Source organism: Aeromonas sp. FDAARGOS 1406, from assembly GCF_019048565.1.
Lineage (GTDB): Bacteria > Pseudomonadota > Gammaproteobacteria > Enterobacterales > Aeromonadaceae > Aeromonas > Aeromonas caviae.
Genome location: NZ_CP077378.1, coordinates 2748134 through 2769325 on the forward strand (window position 1 = coordinate 2748134; position 21192 = coordinate 2769325).

22 protein-coding genes and 1 pseudogene are annotated in these 21192 nt (G+C 61.9%); 13 read left to right on the forward strand and 10 right to left on the reverse strand.

Annotated features, from left to right (window positions below):
• Positions 1 to 30: 30 nt before the first annotated feature.
• Genes I6L36_RS12905 through I6L36_RS12920 form a run of 4 tightly spaced genes read left to right on the forward strand, consistent with a single transcriptional unit; the run spans position 31 to position 4543 of the window.
• Positions 31 to 1794, forward strand: a complete 1764-nt coding sequence (locus tag I6L36_RS12905) for a polysaccharide deacetylase family protein (protein WP_216986709.1) — start codon at positions 31 to 33, stop codon at positions 1792 to 1794.
• A 22-nt stretch (positions 1795 to 1816) separates the two neighbouring features.
• Positions 1817 to 3139 (forward strand): O-antigen ligase, encoded by a 1323-nt coding sequence (locus tag I6L36_RS12910; RefSeq protein ID WP_223932050.1) that lies wholly within the window; start codon positions 1817 to 1819, stop codon positions 3137 to 3139.
• Positions 3120 to 3851, forward strand: a complete 732-nt coding sequence (locus I6L36_RS12915; protein ID WP_042864640.1) for a glycosyltransferase family 25 protein — start codon at positions 3120 to 3122, stop codon at positions 3849 to 3851. The genes I6L36_RS12910 and I6L36_RS12915 overlap by 20 nt, the downstream gene beginning before the upstream one ends.
• Positions 3848 to 4543, forward strand: a complete 696-nt coding sequence (locus tag I6L36_RS12920) for a glycosyltransferase family 32 protein (RefSeq protein WP_201922623.1) — start codon at positions 3848 to 3850, stop codon at positions 4541 to 4543. Before I6L36_RS12915 ends, I6L36_RS12920 begins: the two co-directional genes overlap by 4 nt.
• Before the next feature lie 21 nt (positions 4544 to 4564).
• Here the strand turns inward: I6L36_RS12920 and I6L36_RS12925 are convergent, their stop codons facing one another.
• From I6L36_RS12925 to I6L36_RS12940, 4 genes and pseudogenes are all read right to left on the reverse strand, one after another.
• A complete protein-coding gene (locus I6L36_RS12925; RefSeq protein WP_201922619.1) occupies positions 4565 to 5614 on the reverse strand; it encodes a glycosyltransferase family 9 protein in 1050 nt (349 codons plus the stop codon).
• 215 nt (positions 5615 to 5829) lie between these two features.
• The gene (locus tag I6L36_RS12930; protein WP_201922616.1) at positions 5830 to 7086 is read right to left on the reverse strand and encodes a PTS ascorbate transporter subunit IIC; all 1257 of its coding nucleotides are present in this window, start codon (positions 7084 to 7086) and stop codon (positions 5830 to 5832) included.
• A 60-nt stretch (positions 7087 to 7146) separates the two neighbouring features.
• Complete coding sequence (locus tag I6L36_RS12935) at positions 7147 to 7434, reverse strand: PTS sugar transporter subunit IIB (RefSeq protein WP_016349013.1); 288 nt, start codon at positions 7432 to 7434, stop codon at positions 7147 to 7149.
• Positions 7435 to 7469: 35 nt separating this feature from the next.
• Positions 7470 to 7900 (reverse strand): annotated as a pseudogene (locus tag I6L36_RS12940) (PTS sugar transporter subunit IIA).
• A gap of 252 nt (positions 7901 to 8152) precedes the next feature.
• Between I6L36_RS12940 and I6L36_RS12945 the strand changes: the two are divergent.
• The 3 genes from I6L36_RS12945 (at position 8153) to I6L36_RS12950 (ending at position 10070) form a co-directional block, all read left to right on the forward strand.
• The gene (locus I6L36_RS12945; protein ID WP_041212112.1) at positions 8153 to 9175 is read left to right on the forward strand and encodes a LacI family DNA-binding transcriptional regulator; all 1023 of its coding nucleotides are present in this window, start codon (positions 8153 to 8155) and stop codon (positions 9173 to 9175) included.
• A 265-nt stretch (positions 9176 to 9440) separates the two neighbouring features.
• Positions 9441 to 9563 (forward strand): hypothetical protein, encoded by a 123-nt coding sequence (locus I6L36_RS22190; RefSeq protein WP_010672437.1) that lies wholly within the window; start codon positions 9441 to 9443, stop codon positions 9561 to 9563.
• Between the two features lie 168 nt (positions 9564 to 9731).
• On the forward strand, positions 9732 to 10070 hold the full coding sequence (locus tag I6L36_RS12950; protein ID WP_010672438.1) for a DUF2799 domain-containing protein: 339 nt from the start codon (positions 9732 to 9734) through the stop codon (positions 10068 to 10070).
• Positions 10071 to 10127: 57 nt separating this feature from the next.
• On the opposite strand, the gene I6L36_RS12955 is transcribed toward I6L36_RS12950, so the two are convergent.
• Together I6L36_RS12955 and I6L36_RS12960 are read right to left on the reverse strand one after the other, a co-directional pair.
• The gene (locus I6L36_RS12955; protein WP_010672439.1) at positions 10128 to 10298 is read right to left on the reverse strand and encodes a hypothetical protein; all 171 of its coding nucleotides are present in this window, start codon (positions 10296 to 10298) and stop codon (positions 10128 to 10130) included.
• Positions 10299 to 10354: 56 nt separating this feature from the next.
• Complete coding sequence (locus tag I6L36_RS12960) at positions 10355 to 10786, reverse strand: flagellar basal body-associated FliL family protein (RefSeq protein WP_010672440.1); 432 nt, start codon at positions 10784 to 10786, stop codon at positions 10355 to 10357.
• A 145-nt stretch (positions 10787 to 10931) separates the two neighbouring features.
• On the opposite strand from I6L36_RS12960, the gene I6L36_RS12965 reads away from it, so the two are divergent.
• A complete protein-coding gene (locus I6L36_RS12965; protein WP_042879173.1) occupies positions 10932 to 11483 on the forward strand; it encodes a chorismate lyase in 552 nt (183 codons plus the stop codon).
• Entirely contained in the window at positions 11480 to 12343 is an 864-nt protein-coding gene (ubiA, locus tag I6L36_RS12970; protein WP_201922610.1) for a 4-hydroxybenzoate octaprenyltransferase, read from the forward strand. Before I6L36_RS12965 ends, ubiA begins: the two co-directional genes overlap by 4 nt.
• Before the next feature lie 63 nt (positions 12344 to 12406).
• Here ubiA and plsB read toward each other — a convergent pair whose 3' ends face one another.
• Positions 12407 to 14830 carry a glycerol-3-phosphate 1-O-acyltransferase PlsB gene (plsB, locus tag I6L36_RS12975; RefSeq protein ID WP_201922608.1) on the reverse strand — a complete coding sequence of 808 codons (2424 nt, stop codon included), beginning with the start codon at positions 14828 to 14830 and terminating at the stop codon, positions 12407 to 12409.
• Between the two features lie 204 nt (positions 14831 to 15034).
• On the opposite strand from plsB, the gene lexA reads away from it, so the two are divergent.
• The 4 genes from lexA to I6L36_RS12995 all read left to right on the forward strand — a co-directional run bounded on the left by lexA (position 15035) and on the right by I6L36_RS12995 (position 18504).
• The gene (gene lexA / locus I6L36_RS12980; RefSeq protein ID WP_010672444.1) at positions 15035 to 15661 is read left to right on the forward strand and encodes a transcriptional repressor LexA; all 627 of its coding nucleotides are present in this window, start codon (positions 15035 to 15037) and stop codon (positions 15659 to 15661) included.
• A 431-nt stretch (positions 15662 to 16092) separates the two neighbouring features.
• Positions 16093 to 16302 (forward strand): hypothetical protein, encoded by a 210-nt coding sequence (locus I6L36_RS12985; RefSeq protein ID WP_080560358.1) that lies wholly within the window; start codon positions 16093 to 16095, stop codon positions 16300 to 16302.
• 190 nt (positions 16303 to 16492) lie between these two features.
• On the forward strand, positions 16493 to 17119 hold the full coding sequence (locus I6L36_RS12990) for an SCO family protein (RefSeq protein ID WP_216986710.1): 627 nt from the start codon (positions 16493 to 16495) through the stop codon (positions 17117 to 17119).
• 14 nt (positions 17120 to 17133) lie between these two features.
• Complete coding sequence (locus I6L36_RS12995; RefSeq protein WP_182955898.1) at positions 17134 to 18504, forward strand: MATE family efflux transporter; 1371 nt, start codon at positions 17134 to 17136, stop codon at positions 18502 to 18504.
• 31 nt (positions 18505 to 18535) lie between these two features.
• Here I6L36_RS12995 and trmL read toward each other — a convergent pair whose 3' ends face one another.
• From trmL to I6L36_RS13010, 3 genes are all read right to left on the reverse strand, one after another.
• On the reverse strand, positions 18536 to 19000 hold the full coding sequence (gene trmL / locus I6L36_RS13000) for a tRNA (uridine(34)/cytosine(34)/5-carboxymethylaminomethyluridine(34)-2'-O)-methyltransferase TrmL (protein WP_010672448.1): 465 nt from the start codon (positions 18998 to 19000) through the stop codon (positions 18536 to 18538).
• Between the two features lie 70 nt (positions 19001 to 19070).
• Positions 19071 to 20426, reverse strand: coding sequence for an ATP-binding protein (locus I6L36_RS13005; RefSeq protein WP_053288858.1), 1356 nt, complete (start codon positions 20424 to 20426; stop codon positions 19071 to 19073).
• Positions 20423 to 21118, reverse strand: a complete 696-nt coding sequence (locus I6L36_RS13010) for a response regulator (protein WP_010672450.1) — start codon at positions 21116 to 21118, stop codon at positions 20423 to 20425. Before I6L36_RS13010 ends, I6L36_RS13005 begins: the two co-directional genes overlap by 4 nt.
• Positions 21119 to 21192 lie beyond the last annotated feature (74 nt).

Below are 21192 nucleotides of genomic sequence, written 5' to 3' on the forward strand. Positions count from 1 at the left end.
TCTGGCCACCCGTCGATCGGATGCGCTTGCATGAACATATTGATGGCTCTCTCCCAGCTCGAAGTGACGGGCGCGGAGGTCTATGCCACCACGGTCGGCAACGAGCTGACCCGCCGTGGCCACCAGGTTTTCTACGTCTCTGACACCCTGACCAAACCGACTCTGGGGCCGGTCTTTCGGTTGCGTTTCAACAAGCGCAGCATCCTGCGCCGCTTCTGGCACGTCTTCTATCTCATCTATCTGATCCGCAAGCACAGGATCCAGCTTGTGCACGCCCATTCGCGCGCCTCGGGCTGGAGCAGCTACGTCGCCTGCAAGCTGACCGGCACCCCCATGATCACCACGGTGCACGGGCGCCAGCCGGTACACGCCTCCCGCAAGGCATTCCATGCGCTGGGCTACCGGGCGGTGGCGGTGTGCGAGGATATCGCCAGCCAGATCATCGACAACCTGGGGGTGGACCCGGCCATGGTGCAGGTGCTGCGCAACGGCATCGAGACCGACAAGTTCCAGCCCGTGCCGATACCGGACAACGACAAACCGGTGATCGCCATCATTGGTCGGCTGAGCGGTCCCAAGGGGGAGCTCTGCTACCGGTTGCTGGACGAGGTGCTGGATCTGGAAGCCTGCCGGGTGCGCGTCGTCAGCGGCACCCAGGTGCCGGCGCGTTTTGCCCGTTTTCAGGACAAGGTCGACTTCGTCGGCTATGTGGACGATGTGCCCTCCCTGATGGCGGTCTGCGATCTGGTGATCGGTGCCGGTCGGGTGGCGATGGAGGCGCTGCTGTGCGGTCGTCCGGCGTTTGCCATCGGCGAAGCCAGGGCCATCGGTCTGGTGACGGAGCAGAATCTGGACGAGGCCCTCGCCAGCAACTTCGGCGACATCGGCCCAAGGGATCTGGCCATCGACTTTGCCGGGCTGAAGGCACAGATCCCTTCGGCGCTGGCCTCCAAGGTGGTGCCAGACCCAGTGCGCCAACGGATCCTGCAAGAGTATGATTTGCAAGGCGTCGTGACCGGGCTGGAATCCGTCTATCAGGACGCCGTGGTCGAGACCCTGCGCCGGGAGATGCCGGTCATCATGTATCACCGCTTCATCGAGCACGAGAGCGAAAAGGGAGTGCATGGCACCTGGCTCCCGGTCGCCATGTTCGAGAAGCACCTCAAGCTGATGAAGTGGCTGGGCTACGAGACGCTGACATTTGCCGACCTGGCGGAGAACGGGTTCATCCACCGGCTGCAATACGGCAAGAAGTACCTGATGATCACCGTGGACGACGGCTATCGGGACAACCTCACCCGCATGCTGCCGCTACTGGAAAAGTATGGCTACAAGGCGGTGGTCTATGTGGTGACCGGTGAGGATCACAATCGTTGGGATGTGGAGCACCCGACTCACCCCGATACCCCGGTGACCCTGATGTCCCCGGACGAAATCAAGGCGCTGGTGGCCTCCGGTCATGTGGAGATCGGGGGCCATACCCTGACTCACCCCCGCCTGAGTACGCTCCCCCCAGAGGAGCAGGCCCACCAGATCCAGGCCAACAAGGCCTGGCTGGAGCAGTTGCTCGGCCATCCCCTGATCTCGTTTGCCTATCCTTACGGGGATCTGAACGACAGTGCAAAAGCCCAGGCCGTTGCCGCCGGTTATCGCTATGCTGTGGCCACCAACAGCGGCCCCAGAGCCATGCACCGGGATCCGTTCCAGATCCGCCGGATCGCCATCTTCCCCCGCACCGACATGTTCGGTCTGTGGCGCAAGATCCGTGGCAACTATGTCTTCCGAAAAACCTGACAGGGAATACACCTTGCTCCGTATGACAGATCATGACTCATCGACGAGTGACGATTTTCTCCGCATCTTTCACGGCCAGGCGTTCGGCAACTTCATCTTCCTGAATATTCTGGGTTATACCCTGTTCAAGGATTCGATTCAGCTGATCGCCGACGTCTGCCAGACCATCATAGTGTTGGCCACCCTGATGGCCTTCTATGTGGAGAGGGCCTTCTTTACAAGGAACAGGATCTTTCAACTGCTCTGTCTGGCCGTGGTGGTACAGTGCCTGAGCTGGGTCGCATCCAGACAGTTCGTGCCCGAGTATGCCCTCAAGTACCCTTCTGTAAAGTCGATGGCATACCTCTTCTTCTTCCTTGGTCTCGCCTACTGGCTGAAGGGGGACCCTCGCCGCATCGTCATCACCCTGCTGACCTTCTGCCTCGGTGTCATTTTCACCTTTGCCTATCACTCATCCTTCTTCTCCATCGTCGAGACAGGTCTTGATGGGGCCAGGGTAGATTTCAATTACCGCAATGCCCAGCATGGCTCCCTGATCGCGGGGGCCTGCTTCCTGTTTTTTGTGCTCTTGTTGCTTACCTCGAAATTCAGGAAGTTGTCGCTGGGGAATGCCGGGATCTTGCTCGGCATCCTGTTGTTCGGGGTCTTCTCCGTCATTCTGCAGTCCCGTCAGTCCTGGCTGGCGATCTCGGCTTCGCTGGCCATCCTCCCCTTGCTGGGGGGAGGAGAGCACTGGCCAAGGCGCAAGGTGGTGTTGACCTACGCCATCTTGCTGATGACCATGCTGGCGCTTTATCAGGTTTCGTTCATCCGGGAGCGGTTGCTGGCCGGCTTCTTGCATCAGGGGGATGTGCATGCCATCCTGACGGGTAACTGGAACGAGGTACGGGACTTCAGCATCGGGGTGCGATTGAAGACCTGGCTGGAGGCCATCCAGTGGTTCCTGGCTCACCCCTTCTTCGGGACAGGCTATGGCAGCCAGTCGTTGGTGATCACCCTCTCCAAGACGCTGCCTGACTACATTACCCGGGAGTTTCGTCACCTGCACAACTCCAACATGGAAACCCTGGTGTGCTGGGGGGGAGCCGGTTTCCTGGTGTTGTATGGCACGCTCTTCTCGGTGCTCCGCCAGGTGCTGTGTTGTCCGGTTTCGTCCCGTTTCATCAAGATGCTGGCCATCTCCTTCATCCTCTATTGGCTCATCATCAACAACTTCGAATCATTCTTCTACATGCGTTCCGGGCAGTGGGTATTCAGCGTCTTCATGGGCGCCATCTACTCGACCGCATTGCATTGGGAACTGAACAGGCTTGGAAAGGAAGGTCATGAAAATTTACGTCATTAGTCTGGACAGGGCCGTCGAGCGGCGCAGTCGTGTCGAGTCTGTGCTCTCTGCCAGAGGCATCCCCTTCGAATTTTTCAGCGCAGTGAACGGTTTTGAGGGGCTGCCCGAGCGGCTGCAAGCCCTGCCGGATGATCAGCACAGGATCCGGTTTCGCAGCAGACCGCTGACGCCCGGGGAAAAGGGGTGCTATGCCAGCCACTATCTGCTGTGGGAGAAGTGTGTCGAGCTCGACGAGCCCATCCTCATCCTGGAAGACGATTTCCTGCCCACCCAGTATTTTGAAGAGGTGGTGGGTACCCTGCCGAAGATCCACGAACAGTACGAGTACGTGAAGGTGGAACCCCAGATCGGCACCGCCACGGCCCTGACTACAGTGGACAACATGCAGCTCATGTTCTGGCACAACAACTCGTGCTGGACCACGGGATACAGCATCTCTCCCCAAGGGGCCCGCCGGTTGCTGGCCCACAGCCAGCGGTGGCTCTGTTCGGTCGACAACTTCATCGGTGAGTCCTATCGCACCGGGCTCATCTGTACCGGCCTGATTCCCTATGCCATCTACAGTCCGCGGGACATGGGCAGCGACATCCAGAATCAGGTCGTGCTGAAGAAAGTTCCGCTGGGATTCAAGTTGACCCGTGAACTCTATCGCTTCTACCGCTTCGTCAGGATGGCCCTGTGGAACATGAAACAGGCGGGGGGCAAGGCATGAGTGCGACCAACAGAACCATTCACGCCATCTGGCTCGGCAGCCGCTTGCCTCCTCTGGCGCACGTGTGCATCGATGACTGGCGCAAGCAGGGTTACGACTACAAGCTCTGGCTGGACACGGATCCGCAGGTCAAACGCTGGATACAGGAGTGCACCTTTGCCCGGGAATGCTACCGGCGAGGCCTGCTGGCCTTCGTGACCGATTACCTGCGGCTCAAGATCCTCGCTCAGGAAGGGGGTCTGTATCTGGATACCGATGTCACCATCAACCAGGATCCCTTCCCGCTCTTCGAGTCCGTGGCCTTTGGCGTTGGCTACGAATCCGATCGGCTGATCGGCACCGCGGTCATCTACGCCAGACAGGATTCGGCCATGCTGTCCGAACTGGTACGCTTCTATGAACAGGAGATCATGTCCTCTCCCATGTACATGGGGCCGGAGATCATGACACACCTGGTCTCGGAGAAGCTGGCATCATCAGGGGATACCGCCCTGATCGCCCCCGTGCACTATTTCTACAACTACCAGGGGGAGGCGATTCATTTCGAGCCGGCGGCAGAGCGCTACATGACTCACTGGTTCCAGCACAGCTGGAAACGCTCATCCGGTCTTGTGTTCCTGCGTGCCAAGGTCAAAGGCTGGTCAGGGTATCTCTATGAATGGCAGAAGGAGTTCTTCCGCCTGCGCAAATGATGGCGATATGGCATCACCGTGCTAGACAGTGGGCAGGGGAGCCGTGTCTCCATCTGCCTGCTTGCCGGTGACAGGAGTGACTTGACTCCAGAGCTCATCCAGCTGCATCTGTACCTCGCGCACTTCCTGCTGCGGATCCTGACGACCCGTGTCGACGAAGCGATAACGGGGATGAGAGACGGGATTGGCAATGGCGGAGTGTCCGAGGGGAGAGACGATGGTGAGCAGGGGGATATCCAGCGCCTGCGCCATATGGCGCGGGCCTGTGTCGTTGCCAACGAACAGCTGGCAATGGGCGAAGAGCCCCACCAGCTCCCGTACCGAGCGGGTCTGAACATGGTCAAACACGCTGGCCTGCAGCGCTTCTGGCAGCAGCGGCTTCAGCCCCCGGTTGTACTCCTCTTCCCCCGGTCCGCAATAGACCAGGATCTGGGCATTGTGCTCCTCGATGAGCCACTGGGCGACCTTGGCGAAGCAGTCGATGGGCCAGCGCTTGTAATGGCCGAGGGAGTTCACTCCCATGGCGATGAGTGGCCGGGTCGTGTCGACGCCAGCGGCCAGCAGGGTCTCGCGCCCCCGTTGTCTCTCCGCGTCGCTGAGCCAGAGGTAGTAGTTGCGATCCTCCCTGGCGAGGCCGAGGGGCTTGAGCAGTGAAAACCGGTCGTCCACCAGGGTGCTGTTGCCCTGATGCTCGGTGTCATGGCGAAAGCGCACGATGCGGTTGTGGCCCAGGCGCCATGGGAAGGAGTCGAAGCCGATCCGCAGGCGGGCGCCGGAGAAGAGACAGGTGAGCAGGCCTATCATCTGGCCCTGGCTGTTGATCACCACATCGTAGCGTTCGCGGCGAATGCCCAGCAGCAAATCCTTCATATAGCGCCACTCGTTGCGGCGCGCCTTCTCGATGACGATCAATCGATCGATGTTGGGGTTTCCCTCTGCCATGCCCGCGCAGTAATCCATGACCAGATAGTGAACTTCCCCGGCAGGGTCGTGCTGCTTGAGGTTGTTGCACAGTGCGGTGGAGATCAGCACATCTCCTATCTGTTTGGTTTGTACTACCAGGTATTTCATGGAAAGGGCCTCGAGCGAGGTCGGGTTGAACGTCAGCGCATCAGCATATCGTACTCCCCTGTCAGATGCTGCCGCTATGGGGTGAAAATCCGATCCAACGCACTGTGTTTGCACATATTTTCGACGTTGTTCGGGCTGGTGGGGCCCGGCTGGCAGTGCGGGAAGATGAGCGGGGGCATGGCATCGCTTGCCATGCCCCCGATGAGCAAGAGTGATCAGCGTACGATGAGGCCGAGCAGGATCCCCACCACACCGAAGTCGGCATCGCTGAAGGTGGTGTTGGCAAAGCCCAGATCTCCCAGTACCGGCAGCAGGAACACCGGCAGGAAGGTGATCAGCAGGCCGTTGGCGAAGGCACCTAGTAGAGCGCCGCGACGGCCGCCGGTGGCATTGCCGAACACCCCGGCTGCCGCGCCGACGAAGAAGTGCGGCACCACGCCCGGAATGATGACGGTGAGCCCCAGCAGGTAGAGCAGCACCATGCCCACCAGACCGGCGGCGAAGCTCGACAGGAAGCCGATCAGCACCGCATTGGGGGCGTAGGGGAAGACGATGGGGCAGTCCAGCGCCGGCTTGGCGTTGGGCACCAGCTTGTCGGAGATCCCCTTGAAGGCCGGCACGATTTCGGCGATGACCATCCGCACCCCCTGCAGGATCACGTAGACCCCGGCGGCGAAGGTGATGGACTGCATCAGGGAGAACATGAACCAGTGCTTGCCCTTGGCGACGCTGGCGACGAACTCGGGCCCGGCGAAGGCGGAGGTGATGAGGAAGATGATGCCCATGGTGAAGGAGATGGCCACCGGGGTATCGCGCAGGAACAGCAGGCTTTTGGGCACCTGCACCTCTTCGCTGCTGTGGGCCTTGTTGCCGAACTTGGCGCCGATCCAGCCGGCCAGCACGTAGGAGCAGGTGGAGAAGTGGCCGAGTGCCACATCGTCCGAGCTGGTGATCTGCTTCATGTAGGGGTGGGCGAGGGCCGGGAACAGCACCATGGTCACGCCGACCACCAGGCTGCCCACTGCGATGAGCGGGATGCCGCTCATGCCGCCGGCGGAAAGGATGGCTGCCACCATCATCGACATGAACAGGGTGTGGTGACCGGTCAGGAAGATGAATTTCCACGGGGTGAGCCGGGCGATCAGGATGTTCACCAGCATGGCGAAGAACATGATCATCGCCATCTCCTTGCCGAACGACTGCTGGGCGATGGAGACGATGGCCTCGTTGTTGGGCACCACCCCCTTGATGCCGAAGGCGTGCTGGAAGATGGTGGCGAAGTCGCCCAGCGAGTTCACCACCAGGGTGGCGCCGGCCCCCAGGATGACGAAGCCCATGATGGTCTTGACCGTGCCCTTGATGCACTCGGTCACCGGTTTCTTCTGGGCGATCAGGCCGATGAGGGCGATGAGGCCAACCAGCACGGCCGGCTCCGACAGCACGTCAAACATCAGAAAATTGAAAAATTCCATGGTCAGCTCCAAGCAGATGGAAGCGGCGGCTCACCGGCCGCCCAGACAGTCGCAAAGGGGTTAGAGTGCGCCCAGCTCGCGCAGGGCGATGGCGAGTTTTTCTTTCATGGCGGCCTTGTCGACCATGTTGTCCAGGGATACCAGCCGGCCGTCGACCCCCATGCTGACCAGCTGTTCGGCGATGTCGCGGGTGGCGACAAAGATCTCGGCGCTCTCGCTGCCGGCGGAGGCGAGATCCCGGTGATCCACCTCGGCCGTCACGGCCAGCTCCTTGAGAATGCTCTTGATGCTCATCTCCATCATCAGGCTGGTGCCCAGGCCGTGTCCGCATACAACCAGAATTTTCATGCTCTCTTCCTCTGTCAGGTGCGCCGTGGCGCAGATCAGTAGCGCGCCAGGATGCGCAAGATGTCGTCTTTGCTGGTGGCCGCCATGATGGCCGCCACGTCTTCTTCATTCATGAACAGCTCGGCCAGCTGGGCGATGGTCTCCACATGGGAGTTGCTGTCGCTGGCGGCCAGGGTGACCAGCAGCCGGACCGGGTCGTTGCCCTCGGAGCCGAAGTTGACCCCCTCCTTCAGCACGGTCAGCGCCAGTCCCAGCCGGTTGACGCCGTCTTCCGGGCGGGCGTGGGGCATGGCCAGCCCCGGTCCCAGCACGTAGTAGGGGCCGAGCTTCTCGTGGGAGCGATAGAGCGCCGCCACATAGGAGGGCTCTATGGCGCCGTTGGCCAGCAGGGGGGCGGTGGCCAGCTCGATGGCGTGGCGCCCGCTTCGATGGAAATGACCTCCTCGGTCAGCAATTGGGTCAGCATGGCAGTGTCCGGGCTGGATAGGATGGCGCCAATCTAGCGATCTTGCCTTTTGATAACTGTGAGCTTGATCCCGAAAGTTAGCGCTACCAGATAGCGCTAACATTGATCTATGATAGCGCTATCATTTCTCTCACAGAAGGGTTTCATCCTGCCCCTTATCGGCCTCAAAGAAGGTAAAATCCGGTTTGAGCAAATAGTCAGTGCCCCGCTTTTGCCTTAAAGTGAATGCCCGCATGCCGAGGAAGGGAAAGGATGTCAGAAGCGAAAAAACGCCGCAGCACGGGTCGGGTGACCCTCAACGACGTGGCCCAGTTGGCTGGGGTGGGAGCCATGACGGTGTCGCGCGCCCTGCGCACCCCCGAGCTGGTGTCCGACAAGATGCGCGAGCGCATCGAGGCGGCGGTGGATGAACTCGGCTATATCCCCAATCGGGCGGCGGGGGCTCTGGCTTCCGCCACTTCCCAGACCATAGTGGTCATCGTCCCCAGCCTGGCGGAGCGCGCCTGCGGTGACATGATTGCCGGGCTGCAGCAGACCCTGCTCGCCGAGGGCTATCAGATCATGCTGGGGGATGCCCAGCACCTGAAGCAGCAGGAGGCCAGCCTGCTCAGCAATTTCCTGCAGCACAATCCGGCCGCCGTGGTGTTGTTTGGGGGGGATCCCGGGGAGGTCATCCGGCAGCGCCTGCAGGCGGCCCGCTTGCCGGTGGTGGAGGTGGGAGCTATGGCGCGCCATCCCATCGACATGAACGTCGGGGTCTCCAACTTCGATGCCGGTTATCAGCTGACCCGCCACCTCATCGAGCGCGGTCATCGCAACATCGGCTTTCTCTGTGCCCGCCAGGAGCAGTGGATGCTGCAGCAGCGCATGCAGGGCTGGCAGAAGGCGCTGCTGGACAACTACCTCTCCCCGGACGCCATCATCAATACCTCTGAGCTGCCGAGTTTTAGCACGGGGGCGGCCATGCTGGGGGAGTTTCTGCTGCGCTGGCCCGAACTGGATGCGCTGATCTGCGTCAACGACGAGCTGGCGGCCGGGGTGCTGTTCGAATGCCAGCGCCGCCATCTGAGCGTGCCGGGCAAGCTCGCCATCGCCGGTTTCGACGATCTGGATGTGGCGCGCGCCTGTCATCCTGCGCTGACTTCGGTCAGGATCCCCTATCACCAGATGGGCAGGGAGGCGGCGGAGCTGATCCTGCGCCAACTGGCGGGAGAGGAGGTGGCCGGCATGAGCCTCGCCCTGGATTTTCAATTGCAAAAGCGTCAGAGCACCTGAGGAGCGATGCCACGACAGGGCGAGGCAAGCATGTTCAAGGCGTTGTGACCGAAGACCAGGTCGGTGCCCCGTCGCCCTGCGCGGGAACTGCCAGCCGACGTGTTCGCCCGGTCTGTCACCGGGTTGGAGCAGAGCGTGGATGCCACCGGAGCCATGACTCCAGGTGGCTGGCTGCACCCTGATAAAGCTCTGATCGGAACCACTGGCGAGCCCCATTATTCTGGATAGACTTTGTAGGCCGGTGCACTATCCAAGGAGAATGAGCATGGGTACGCAGACGCCTGATTTCGATCTCGATGATGACTGGGAGCCGGAATCCTGGGAAGACGAGCTGGAGGAGCTGGATGACGAGAGCTGGCAGGACTATGACCCTCTCGACGATCAGTGACTCCCTGTAACGCCTGAGGGCGGGCCTGGTGCCCGCCCGATTTTTTGTGTGGCGAGGGGGGCAGCCCTTGGTGAGAATGGGGCGGGCTGGTTAGAATGAACTGCTCAAATGACGCTGTACAAGGCAGGCAGCGGCTCAACAACGATTCCAACGACGCCAAGGATGAATATGCGCTCACTCGTCATCATGTTTTGTGCCGCCCTGCTCGGGGGCTGTGTTTCCAACTCCGACGACCCTTGCGAGAAGGTGTGGAGCGACGTGGGAGAGGCGGACGGCAAGCTCGGTTTTGCTGGCGATAGGGTGGCTTTTCACCAGACCCAGTGCGGGGAAAAAGTGGACGTTGCCCTTTGGGAGCTGGGTCGCCAGAAGGGGCTGGCCTGGTATTGCCGACCCGAGCATCTCTATCTGGCAGGACGGTCGGGAGAGGAGTATCGCGGCGTCTGTCCCAACGACGTGCAGGCCCGTCGCCTGTTTGAACAGGGTCGCCATGGCTGGACTGATCAATAAATCAGCCTTCCTCTCTCTTCTGAAATCTTGCGTGAATCTCTTCGTGAGAAGAGGGACCTACCCTTCCTTATGTTTCAGCCGCAGCGGCTGGCACAGGTAATCCTTGTCATTGGCGCTGCGGGCACACTTGCCACACACGAATTTGGGTTTGCGCACAATCTTGCGCAGCGTCTTGAGATCGGCGGGGATCTCGTGACGGCGCCACTCACACAGCGTCTTGTGACCCATGACGTCCTCGACAGTGAATGCAACGGGTGAGAGGGGCAGGACCCCTCCCGGTGTGGTTACTGGTACAGGTATTTGGTGAAGATGAGCTCGCGGACCGCCTTCTTGCCCGTCTCCTTGACCAGCAGTTCGTTGACCTTGGCCTCACACTCCTTGCGCAGCTCTTCCCGGTTCACCAGGGACTTGATCTGTGCGCCCGTCTTGCTGCCAATCAGCCGGATGATGGCGTCGCGGATCAGGGGGTCGTGCTGCTCCAGCAACTTGAGGTCGGCAGCGTCCGTGGCCATCAGCTCTACCGTCACCCGTACATAGCCGAGGGTTTTGCCGTCGCCAAGGTAGTTGGTGATGATGTCCGGATCCAGAGCGTGATAGGCGAATCCCGGCTGGACGGCGGAGGAGGCGGGATCGGTGGCCTCTTCCTCATTGGCGAAGGCCTGTGTATTCAAGAGGGTACACCCCAGGGACAGCAGCAGAATTCTGAAGATCTTCATCTGGATGGCTCGGCAGCGACGGATGCCCCATTTTTGATGCTGCCATCGGGGCCGTCAAGCACGGATGTTCTTACAATTCGCCATTGATTTACGGATAATAAACCGGTTTTTAACCTGACAACGGAAATCTCCGGATGGTGAAGCTGTGAAGTCCGAGTTGACTGTTCCCCTCGTCCAGCTTGTCCCGTGGCGGGCACCCGCAGAGTGTGAGCCCCCCGAGGCGCTGCGTCCCTGGTTGCTGGAGGCCGATTCCATGACCCGGCGCCTGCGTCGTTACAATCATCACCTCTCGGTGCAGCTGCTCGGCAATCGCGCCGTGTCGCTGACGGTGGACGAGCAGGCGCTGGTAGCGGTGTCGGCCCCCGTGGGCATGTGCCGCGAGGTGATCCTGCACGGTGATGGCGGGCCTGCCATCCTGGGTTGGACCCTGTTTGCCGAAGCGGCCTTGCAGGGGGGCGGTTTGCAGGATCTGGGAGAGCAGCCGCTGGGAGAGCGCATTTTCGGTGAGGCACCGGCGCGGCGGGATCACCTGCAACTGGCCTGTTTCGAGATAGCGAGCAATCCCTGGTGTCCGGCCGCCACCGTCTGGGGGCGTCGTTCCCGCCTGTTTCTGGGGCAATGGCCACTGCTGGTCCATGAACTTTTCCTGCCCTCGCTATCGTCTCATTCGTTGCCATCGGATAAGGAGCTGGAGTGAAGCTGTTAACCAAGGAGCGGGGACTGGCCTATGCGCAGTTGGCCCGCATCGACAAGCCCATCGGTACCCTGCTGCTGCTGTGGCCGACCCTGTGGGCGCTCTGTCTGGCGGCTGGTGGCCTGCCTGACCCCTGGATCCTGACCGTGTTCGTGGTGGGCGTTTTTCTGATGCGCTCCGCCGGCTGTGTCATCAATGACTATGCGGATCGCAACTTCGATGGTCATGTGAAACGCACCGCCGGGCGACCGCTGCCCATGGGGCGGGTCGCCGAGCGGGAAGTGCTGGTGCTGTTTGCCGTGCTGGCGCTTCTCTCGTTCGCCCTGGTGCTGACGTTGAACCCGCTCACCATCAGCCTGTCCTTTGCCGGTCTGCTGCTGGCGGTCTGTTACCCCTTCATGAAGCGCTTCATCCCCATCCCCCAGCTGGTGCTCGGCATGGCCTTCTCCTGGTCCATTCCCATGGCCTACGCGGCTCAGGCCAATGCCCTGCCGCCGGAAGCCTGGCTGTTGTTTCTTGCCAACCTGCTGTGGACCATCGCCTATGACACCGAGTACGCCATGGTGGACAGGGATGACGACCTCAAGCTTGGCCTCAAGTCGAGCGCCATCCTGTTCGGCCGCCACGACAAGCGGGTCATCGGCGCGCTGCAACTGGGGACCCTGCTGATCCTGCTGGGGATCGGGCAGCTGATGGGGCTGGGATCCGGTTATTACTGGGGACTGCTGGGGGCGGCGGCGCTGTTCGTCTACCAGCAGCGACTGATCCGGGAGCGGCAGCGGGAAGCCTGCTTCCAGGCTTTCCTCAACAACAACTACGTGGGGGCGCTGGTGCTGCTCGGGGTGATGGTTCACTACCTCTAACCTGCCCCCTTCCTTGATGAAAAAAGGCCGCATGATGCGGCCTTTTTGTTGGGTGTCGACGCCTCAGAGCCGGTTGCCCGCCTGGATGGTGCGGCGGATCTTGTTGCTGAGCAGCGGCACTATGTTGTCGGCCAATGCCTGGAAGCGGCCGAGATCCGGTTTGCAGCCCGGATCCAGATAACCTTCGCTGCGCAGGGTGTGGATCAGGGTGCTGAACAGCTTCTGGTCGAAGAACTCGGGGGCGTTGATGCCGTGCAGGGTGCCGAGGCGCTCCGCCATCATCAGGCCGTCCGCTTCCAGCTGCTCCGCCTCGATGTGGGGCTGGGCCAGCATGCGGGTCAGCACGATGGCGTAGCGTTGCAGGGTCTCCTGGATGCTTTCGGCCAAGAGCAGCAGGCGCATCTGGTTGCCGGGGTTGACCCAGTAGCCGCCGCAGCGTGCCTCGACCAGTTGCTGGCGCAACAGCTCGGCCAGCAGGGCATCGATCAGTTCAGGCAGCTCCTCCTCTTCATAGCGCAGGAAGAGTTCGGTCTTGAGCAGGGGGTAGATGTCGACACAGCGGGCGACGATCTCGCTGCGGGAGATCCCCTCGCACCGCTCGATCAGGGCCGCCACCAGGGAGGGCATGGCGAACAGGTGCAGTATGTTATTGCGGTAGTAGGTGAGCAGGATCGCCTGATAGCGGTCCAGGCTGATGATCTGGCCCAGCTTGTCCTCGCTCACCTCGAACTTGTTGAGCTCCATCGCCTGCTCCAGCAGGGTCCTGGCGTCCTCGTCCGGCATGGTGCTGTGCGGGCTGTAGGGAACCTGCTTGAGCAGGTCCAGATAGGTGTTGAGCTGGGCCTGGAGTTCGTCCCGGGTCAAGGCGTGGCGCTCGGCGGCCAGCAGGGCCAGGGCACTCAGGGTCAGGCCGTTGACGGCGGCGGCATCGTTGATACGGGTCATCAGCAGCTCGGCCAGCTGATTGACGGTGGAGGCCATCCACTCGGGACGCTCCTCCCGGCCGATGCTCTCCTTCCAGGTGGGCACATGTTCGCCGAGGTAGCTGTTGAGGGTCAGCGGTTCGCCGAAATTGACGAAGCCACGGCCATAGTTGCGCAGCTTGCGCAGGATGCCGAGCACCTGCAGGAAGCTCTCCTTCTCCTTGCGGCTCCCCTTGAGTTCGTTGTGGTAGGTGTTCACCTCCATCACGTGCTCGTAGCCGAGGTAGACGGGGACCAGGGTCACCGGCCTGTCCAGCCCGCGCATCATGGCCTGCAGGGTCATGGCCAGCATGCCGGTCTTGGGGGGCAGCAGGCGACCGGTACGCGAACGCCCGCCCTCGGTGAAGAACTCCACCGAGTAGCCCTTGGCAAACAACAGGTTGAGGTACTCCCGGAATACCGTGCTGTAGAGCGGATTGCCCTTGAAGGTGCGGCGGATGAAGAAGGCGCCGCCGTGGCGGAAGATGGGGCCCGCCGGCCAGAAGTTGAGGTTGATGCCCGCCGCGATGTGGGGCGGCACCATGCCCTGGTGGTAGATGACGTAGGAGAGCAGCAGGTAATCCATGTGGCTGCGATGGCAGGGGACGTAGACGATCTCGTGCCCTTCCTGGGCCAGCTGACGCACCTGCTCTGCTCCGTTGACCGAGAGGCCGCGATAGAGCTTGTTCCACAGCCAGCCAAGGAAGCTTTCGCCGAGGCGGATCAACCGATAGGAAAAATTGGAGGCGATCTCGTCCATGTAGCCGTGGGCACGCTTTTGCGCCTTCTCCAGGCTGATCCCTTCCCGTCTGGCCTCCTCCTCGATGGCCTGCTGGATCACGCTCGAATCCAGCAGTTGCTTGAACAGCAGGTTGCGGTTCGGCAACTTGGGTCCGGTGGCGGCCAGCTGTTGGCGGCTGAAGTGGGTGCGGGCCACCCGCGCCAGCTTGTGGGCGATGGCCTCGTCGGTGCCGTGCTTGTCCGCCATGTAGCGCAGGGAGAGGGGAGGGGAGAAGCGCACCAGGTTCTCGCGCCCTTTCAGGATCACGATCAGCGCCTTCTTCAGGCGGTTTGGCGCCAGGCTGCTGATGATGTTCCAGCCGGAGGCCTCCTCGCCTTCCCGGCCCGGGGCGCGGCCCCAGAACAGGGTGACGGGTACTACCTGGATGTCCAGCGCCGGATCCTGCTTGTGCAGGTCCAGCAGCTGGTGGAACTCCTGCAGGAAGGGGAGCGGCTTGTTGCGCGTGCCAAACAGGGGAGGCGGACGATCCAGACAGACGTAGCGCGGCAGCAGCTGGCCACCCAGCTCCAGCGGCGTGAAGGGACCGGGCAGGCCGAGATCCTCGCAGCACTGTTGCAGGGTCATCAGGTCGGTGATCGAGCTGGTCTTCAGGGCATAGACGATGGGTCTGGCCGGATCCAGCTTGAGCTCCGTGATGGGATTTTCCGGCAGGCTCTTGTGATTGACCAAGCCACTGACCGGCCATTGCAGGATGGCTCTGGAAATGTTCTGCCCAAGGGACATGTGCGTCTGCTCTCCAAAAAAATGCGGCGTGAGCATAGCAAATCACCGGCGGCTTGTCGCCGAGAGGTACGATGAGTCGGTACTTCAGAGCGGGGGGAGGGGCAAATGTGCGTCGGGTCGCGACAAATGCCAGTTGCGCCTTGCCTTGGCCCCAGCACTGTATATACTGCCAGTGTGCTGTATAAAAAGACAGGTGCCCATGCTATGAAACCCCTTACCCCTCGCCAGGCTGAAGTACTCGAGCTCATCAAGGCGAACATGAACGAGACCGGCATGCCGCCGACTCGCGCCGAGATTGCCCAGAAGCTTGGCTTCAAGTCGGCCAACGCGGCCGAAGAACATCTGAAGGCCCTGGCCAAAAAAGGGGTCATCGAGATCATGCCGGGTACGTCCCGCGGCATTCGTCTGCTGCTCGAAGAAGAGGACGTGCAGCCTGAAGAAAACGGCCTGCCACTGATCGGCAAGGTGGCGGCCGGGGAACCCATCCTGGCCCAGGAACACATCGAGAGCCACTACCAGGTGGATCCCGCCCTGTTCCACCCGCGGGCAGACTTCCTGCTGCGGGTGCAGGGCATGAGCATGAAGAACATCGGCATCATGGACGGGGACCTGCTGGCGGTACACAAGACCCAGGAGGTACGTAACGGCCAGGTGGTGGTGGCGCGTCTCGATGAAGACGTCACCGTCAAGCGCTTCCAGCGCAAGGGCAGCCAGGTGTGGCTGCTGCCGGAAAACGAAGAGCTCTCCCCCATCGAGGTGGATCTCGCCAGTCAGCACCTCACCATAGAGGGCCTGGCGGTCGGCGTGATCCGCAACGCTGACTGGATGTAAGCATCCGATGCGATGAAGAGGCTTCCTGCGGGAGGCCTCTTCATTTTCATCTGCCGATGGCATCTCCCTCCCCACCTTTTCGCTTCTCCTTCCTGTGCACATAGTCTCGCCGCACGACATGCATTTCGGATATATCCTTTGATAAGGCCCCTGTCATGGTCGGTGATCAGGGAAGGGGGAGTCGCACCGGGCAGCACGCCATGGCAGGGATGCATGATCGCCGGGTCGGTGCGCAGAAGGGAGAGTCGCCTCACACTGGGGACTCGTACAGTCAGTACGCTGCCGTGGTTGGTTCGTCGTTGAGGACAAAGAGACTCGTCAGCGTGACCTGTTGAGCAAGGAGGACAGGTATGGCTTCAAGCTCGCCGTGGGATCCGGTGCCGGCCGCAGCGCCCGCATCTTCCATCACCCGATTCATCAAGGGCAGTCGGATGACATGGTTCTATGCGCTCTGGGTCTATCACAAGGGAGATGGCTGGACCATCTGGCTTGGGTGCCCCAAAGACAAGATTGTCCGCCTGGTTCGTCTGTTTCGCCGTCATCACGACATCGGATTGCCGGATGAGCCCTGGACTGCCCCCGTCATCCCGCTGCGCGTCCCCCTGAGACGTGCCCAGCCGCAGCACAGGCTGCGGCCCTGATCCCTCTTCCTGTACAGACAAGAGCCCCGCCAGAGCGGGGCTCTTGTTTTGGCGCCGATGCGGCTGATCCATGGCACAGACGCTTTCCCGCCGGGATGCAAGACTAGCCAGCGGCGGGGGCGGGCGGGTTACAATGACCCCTACCGGTTTTGCCCCTAGGGCTTCTAACATAAGCAAGGCTTTGTTTTATATGGTTAAACCACGCTTTTACCTGCTGCTGTTGCTGTTCATCGGCGCCATTGCGGCGGCTTATTACTGGAGTCAGCCCGTGGTGCCGGAACAGGCCGATTACTACCCGGCGGGGCGAGACATCAACCCGTTTACCCTCACGGATGCGGATGCACAGCCCTTTACCCCTGCCAACCTGACGGGACACTGGAGCTTTCTGTTCATCGGCTACACCTACTGCCCGGATGTCTGTCCGACCACGCTGGCGGATCTGCGCAGCGTCTATCCGGCGTTGAAGAAGATAGCCCCCACTAGCCAGGTGGTATTCATCTCGGCGGATCCCCAGCGGGATGACAGCGCCCGCCTGAAGAGCTATACCGCCTTCTTCGAGCCCGAGTTCAAGGCGGCGACAGCACCTCACAGTGCCCTCTTTCCTCTGGTCCGCAATCTGGGGCTGGTCTATTCCATCGTGGAAGGGGAGCGCAAGGACTACCTGATCGACCACTCCGCCTCCATCGTGCTGATCAACCCCGAGGGGAAGCTGGTGGCCACCTTCCGACCCAAAGTGGCACCGGGTGAGGTGCCCCACGTGGACATGCAGACCATGGTGGCCGACTTCGCGCGCATCGTGCGGCTGGCTGGCGAGTGAGCCCGGCGCGCACCATGCTGATTCCCGCCTGGCTGAAGGATCCTCGCCGCCACGGAGCCGTCTTCGCCCTGGCCCTGCCCATGGTGTTCTCCAACGTCACCACGCCCTTGCTGGGGCTGGTGGACACCTGGGTGATCGGTCATCTTGGCCAGGCCTGGTTTCTCGGCGGCGTCTCGGTCGGTGCGACCTTCATCAATCTGCTGTTCTGGTTGCTTGGCTTCCTGCGCATGTCCACCACAGGGCTGACCGCCCAGGCTCAAGGTGCAGCCCATGCCGAAGGGCAGCTCGACACCCTGGCGCGGGCCCTGGGCTTGGCGATAGGACTGGGCATGGCGCTGTTGCTCCTGTTGTTGCCGTTCCTGCCTGCCATCATCGCCCTCGGTGGCGGCTCTTCCGAGGTACAGACCTATGCCGGTCAGTATGTGTCGGTGCGGATCTGGAGCGCCCCGGCGGCCTTGTGCAATCTGGTCATCATGGGGTGGTTGCTGGGCATGCAGGACGCACGCAGTCCCATGCTGCTGCTGATCCTGGGCAATCTCGTCAACATGGTGCTGGATGCCTGGTTCGTGCTGGGATTGGGCTGGCAGGTGAAAGGGGTGGCCGCAGCGTCCCTGCTGGCGGATTACAGCACGCTCGGGGTGGGGCTCTGGCTGGTGAGCCGGCATCTGCGCCGACTTGATCCCGGGGTGTGGCACAACGCCTGGCTGCGCTGGCGCCAGTGGCCGGCCCTGCTACGGCTGCTCGCCCTGAACCGGGATATTTTCATCCGCTCCCTGTGCCTGCAACTCTGCTTCGTGTTCATGACTCTGCAGGGGGCCAGGCTGGGGGATGTGGCGGTGGCCGCCAATGCGGTGCTGCTCAATTTCCTGATGCTGATTTCCTACGGGCTGGATGGATTTGCCTATGCGGTGGAAGCCATGGTAGGGCGCGCCATCGGGCGGCGCGATCGGCCGCTGCTGCGGGAGGCCATCGTCCTCAATCTGGGCTGGGCGCTGCTGATCGCCCTGGCATTCACCCTCTCGTTTGCCCTGGGGGGCCACTGGCTCATCCGTCACATTACCGACATACCGGCGGTGATCGCCGAGGCGCAACGTCAGCTCCCCTGGCTGGTGGCCATGCCGCTGCTGGCGGTCTGGTGCTTCCTGCTGGACGGGGTCTTTATCGGCGCCACCCGGGCCCGGGAGATGCGCAACAGCATGCTGGTGGCGGTGTTTGCCGGCTTCTTTCCCATCTGGTGGTTCTGCCAGGGATGGGGTGTGGCGGCCCTGTGGGCCGCCATGAGTGCCCTGATGGCCGGTCGTGGCCTGACGCTGGGCTGGCTCTGCTGGCGACTGGAGCGTGATGGACGGCTGCTAGCGGGGCAGGGGACGGCGCAGTCAGTCTGAATCCTGGCCACCTTGCCAATATCGTCAGCGGTCAGAGCGAGCCTGAATAGTCGAACTGTCGCCAGCTCTCGTAGACGAACACCGCGACAGCGTTGGCCAGATTCATGCTGCGGCTCTGGGGCAGCATGGGGATGCGCAGCCGCTGCTCGAATGGCAGGCTCTCGATGATCTCCATGGGCAGGCCTCGGCTCTCGGGCCCGAACAGCAGGGCGTCACCGGGGGCAAACCGGGCCGCCGAGTGGGCGGTGCGTCCCTTGGTGGTGCAGGCAAAGACCCGTTGGGGGGCGACGGCTGCCAGAAACGCCTCATAGTCAGGCCAGCGCTTGATGTCGGCAAACTCGTGATAGTCGAGCCCGGCCCGCTTGACCCGTTTGTCATCCCACTCGAACCCCAGAGGCTCTATCAGGTGCAACCGGTAGCCGGTATTGGCGCAGAGGCGAATGATGTTGCCGGTGTTGGGGGGGATTTCCGGTTGGTAGAGCACGATATCGAGCATGGAAGGATCCTGGGCTGGTGCGAAACGGGCGCCAGCATACCCAGCACCCGTGCCGATGAAAAGGGGGAGGTCAGGGCATGGGCAGACGGATGGTGATGACCAGTCCGGTCGGCTGATTGCTGCTGGCCCGGATGGTCCCCCCATGACGCTGGATCGCCTCGGCGGCGATGGCAAGGCCGAGACCAGTGCCCCCGGTCTTGGCGTTGCGGGCATCGTCCACCCGAAAGAAGGGCAGGAACAACCGGGGCTGCTGCTCCACCGGCACGCCAGGGCCGTCATCCCGTATGGTCATCACCCACTCCCGTCCCTCCCGGTACCAGTCCACCTTGATGAACTCGCGGGCATACTTGAGGGCGTTGCGCAGGGGATTTTCCAGGGCGCGGGCCAACAGTTCTGGCCACATGGTGAGGGATTCGGCGGGCAGGGAAGGGAGTCTGAGCTGTTTGCCGTTCTGGTTTGCCTCGAACATGGCATCGTCCAGGATGGGCTCCAGCAGCTCCGCCAGGGGCAGCGTCACCGGCGCCTCCACATGTTGCTGCACCCGCGACAGATCCAGCAGATCCCCTATCAGCTTGTCGAGCCGGGCTATCTCCCCTTCGATGCGCGCCAGCTCGGCGCTGTCCCCCTGCTTGCGGCGGATCAGCGCCTGTGCGAGCTGGATGCGGGTCAGGGGGCTGCGCAGCTCGTGGGAGATGTCGGAGAGCAACTGCTTCTGCTTCTGGATCATGTCCTTGAGGGTATCGACCATGCGACTGACATGTTCGGCCAGCTGGCCTATCTCGTCGCGCCGCCCCAGGTTGGGGATCTGTATTTCCAGGTTGCCCTGGGCGAGTTGGGAGACCGACTGCTGCAACTGCAGTATGGGGCGGGTCAGGCGCCAGGCGAGCAACAGACAGAGCGGGGTGCTGACCAGCATGGCGATGCCCAGGATCTGGATGGGGTGATCCAGGATCTGGATGAAGAGGAACAGGTAGGAGTTTTCGACGTTCAGACCGAAATAGACGTGATAGGTCTGGCCGCGATGGACCATCTGGAAGGGGCCGGCGATGGCGCGCTGGTGTTCGCTGCCCAGCATGGGCTTGGCCGGGTTGTCCGAGTCGAGCATGAAACGGATCACGAACTTGCTCAGCCGGGTGCTGGACTGCATCTGCCCCTTGGCATCGCGTAGATAGATGTTGTCCACCGGCAAGAGGCCCGCGGCATCGATGGCCTTGGCCAGATCGAAATCCTGCTCGGGATCCGCGCCCCGTTGCAGCGCCGCCAGGTTGTTGTTGAGACGGGTAATCTCGTGGGCCGGCAGCGGGATGATGTTGCGGGGGTCCAGGGTGGGTAGGATTACCACCGCGGCCACGACCAGCAGCAGGATGAACCAGAACCAGAGGAAGATCTGGGTGGAAAGGCCGTTGAAGGTGCGGGCCGATTTCATGCCTGCTCCAGCCACAGGTAGCCTCGTCCCCGCACTGTCTTGAAGCGGGGCTGGCCGTCAGCCCGCTCCGGCAGCTTCTTGCGCAGGTTGCTCAGGTGCATGTCGATGGCCCGATCGAAGGGTTCGAGCTTCTTGCCCAGCACCTGCTCGGAGAGCAGGCCCTTGCTGACGATCTGGCCCGGATTGCGCAGCAGGCACTCCAGCAGGCCGAACTCGGTGGCGGTGAGTTCCAGCAACTGATCGTCGCAGCGAGCCTGTTGTAGGCCGGGCTGCAGCACCAGATCCATGAAGCGCACCTCTTCCGAGCTGCCGCCGCGCTGGGGAGCCTGGCTCTGGGTTCGACGCAGGATGGCGCGCACCCGGGCCAGCAGCTCCCTGTCGTCGAACGGCTTGGCGAGATAGTCGTCGGCACCGGCCTCCAGCCCGTTGACCCGATCCTGGCTGTCGCCACGGGCGGTCAGCATCAACACCGGGGTGTCGTGGGTCTTGCGCAGCCGGGTCAGCATCGCGAAACCGTTGAGTCTGGGCATCATGACGTCCAGCAGCACCAGGTCGAAAGCCTGTTCTGCCAGTCGCTGCAATCCCTCTTCCCCATCCTCGGCGACGGTGACCTCAAACCCCTCCAAGGTCAGGATTTCGGTGAGCAGCTGGGTCAGTTCGAGATCGTCGTCGACCAGGAGTATTTTGTTCATCTGGGAGTCACTCTGTTGATTTTGCACGCCAAACTGACGTCCGGGTCAGGGTATAATAAGTTTTTACGCGTCGG

Bases quoted from the DNA above. Each gene is read 5' to 3' on its own strand.
- I6L36_RS13005 (WP_053288858.1), bottom strand. From the start codon at position 20,426: ATGAAATCGGCCCGCACCTTCAACGGCCTTTCCACCCAGATCTTCCTC.
- I6L36_RS13010 (WP_010672450.1), bottom strand. From the start codon at position 21,118: ATGAACAAAATACTCCTGGTCGACGACGATCTCGAACTGACCCAGCTG.
- I6L36_RS12955 (WP_010672439.1), bottom strand. From the start codon at position 10,298: ATGGGTCACAAGACGCTGTGTGAGTGGCGCCGTCACGAGATCCCCGCC.
- I6L36_RS12945 (WP_041212112.1), top strand. From the start codon at position 8,153: ATGTCAGAAGCGAAAAAACGCCGCAGCACGGGTCGGGTGACCCTCAAC.
- I6L36_RS12960 (WP_010672440.1), bottom strand. From the start codon at position 10,786: ATGAAGATCTTCAGAATTCTGCTGCTGTCCCTGGGGTGTACCCTCTTG.
- trmL (WP_010672448.1), bottom strand. From the start codon at position 19,000: ATGCTCGATATCGTGCTCTACCAACCGGAAATCCCCCCCAACACCGGC.
- plsB (WP_201922608.1), bottom strand. From the start codon at position 14,830: ATGTCCCTTGGGCAGAACATTTCCAGAGCCATCCTGCAATGGCCGGTC.
- lexA (WP_010672444.1), top strand. From the start codon at position 15,035: ATGAAACCCCTTACCCCTCGCCAGGCTGAAGTACTCGAGCTCATCAAG.
- I6L36_RS22190 (WP_010672437.1), top strand. From the start codon at position 9,441: ATGGGTACGCAGACGCCTGATTTCGATCTCGATGATGACTGGGAGCCG.
- I6L36_RS12905 (WP_216986709.1), top strand. From the start codon at position 31: ATGAACATATTGATGGCTCTCTCCCAGCTCGAAGTGACGGGCGCGGAG.
- I6L36_RS12910 (WP_223932050.1), top strand. From the start codon at position 1,817: ATGACAGATCATGACTCATCGACGAGTGACGATTTTCTCCGCATCTTT.
- I6L36_RS12985 (WP_080560358.1), top strand. From the start codon at position 16,093: ATGACATGGTTCTATGCGCTCTGGGTCTATCACAAGGGAGATGGCTGG.
- I6L36_RS12930 (WP_201922616.1), bottom strand. From the start codon at position 7,086: ATGGAATTTTTCAATTTTCTGATGTTTGACGTGCTGTCGGAGCCGGCC.
- I6L36_RS12950 (WP_010672438.1), top strand. From the start codon at position 9,732: ATGCGCTCACTCGTCATCATGTTTTGTGCCGCCCTGCTCGGGGGCTGT.
- I6L36_RS12925 (WP_201922619.1), bottom strand. From the start codon at position 5,614: ATGAAATACCTGGTAGTACAAACCAAACAGATAGGAGATGTGCTGATC.
- I6L36_RS12920 (WP_201922623.1), top strand. From the start codon at position 3,848: ATGAGTGCGACCAACAGAACCATTCACGCCATCTGGCTCGGCAGCCGC.
- I6L36_RS12935 (WP_016349013.1), bottom strand. From the start codon at position 7,434: ATGAAAATTCTGGTTGTATGCGGACACGGCCTGGGCACCAGCCTGATG.
- I6L36_RS12995 (WP_182955898.1), top strand. From the start codon at position 17,134: ATGCTGATTCCCGCCTGGCTGAAGGATCCTCGCCGCCACGGAGCCGTC.
- I6L36_RS12915 (WP_042864640.1), top strand. From the start codon at position 3,120: ATGAAAATTTACGTCATTAGTCTGGACAGGGCCGTCGAGCGGCGCAGT.
- I6L36_RS12990 (WP_216986710.1), top strand. From the start codon at position 16,493: ATGGTTAAACCACGCTTTTACCTGCTGCTGTTGCTGTTCATCGGCGCC.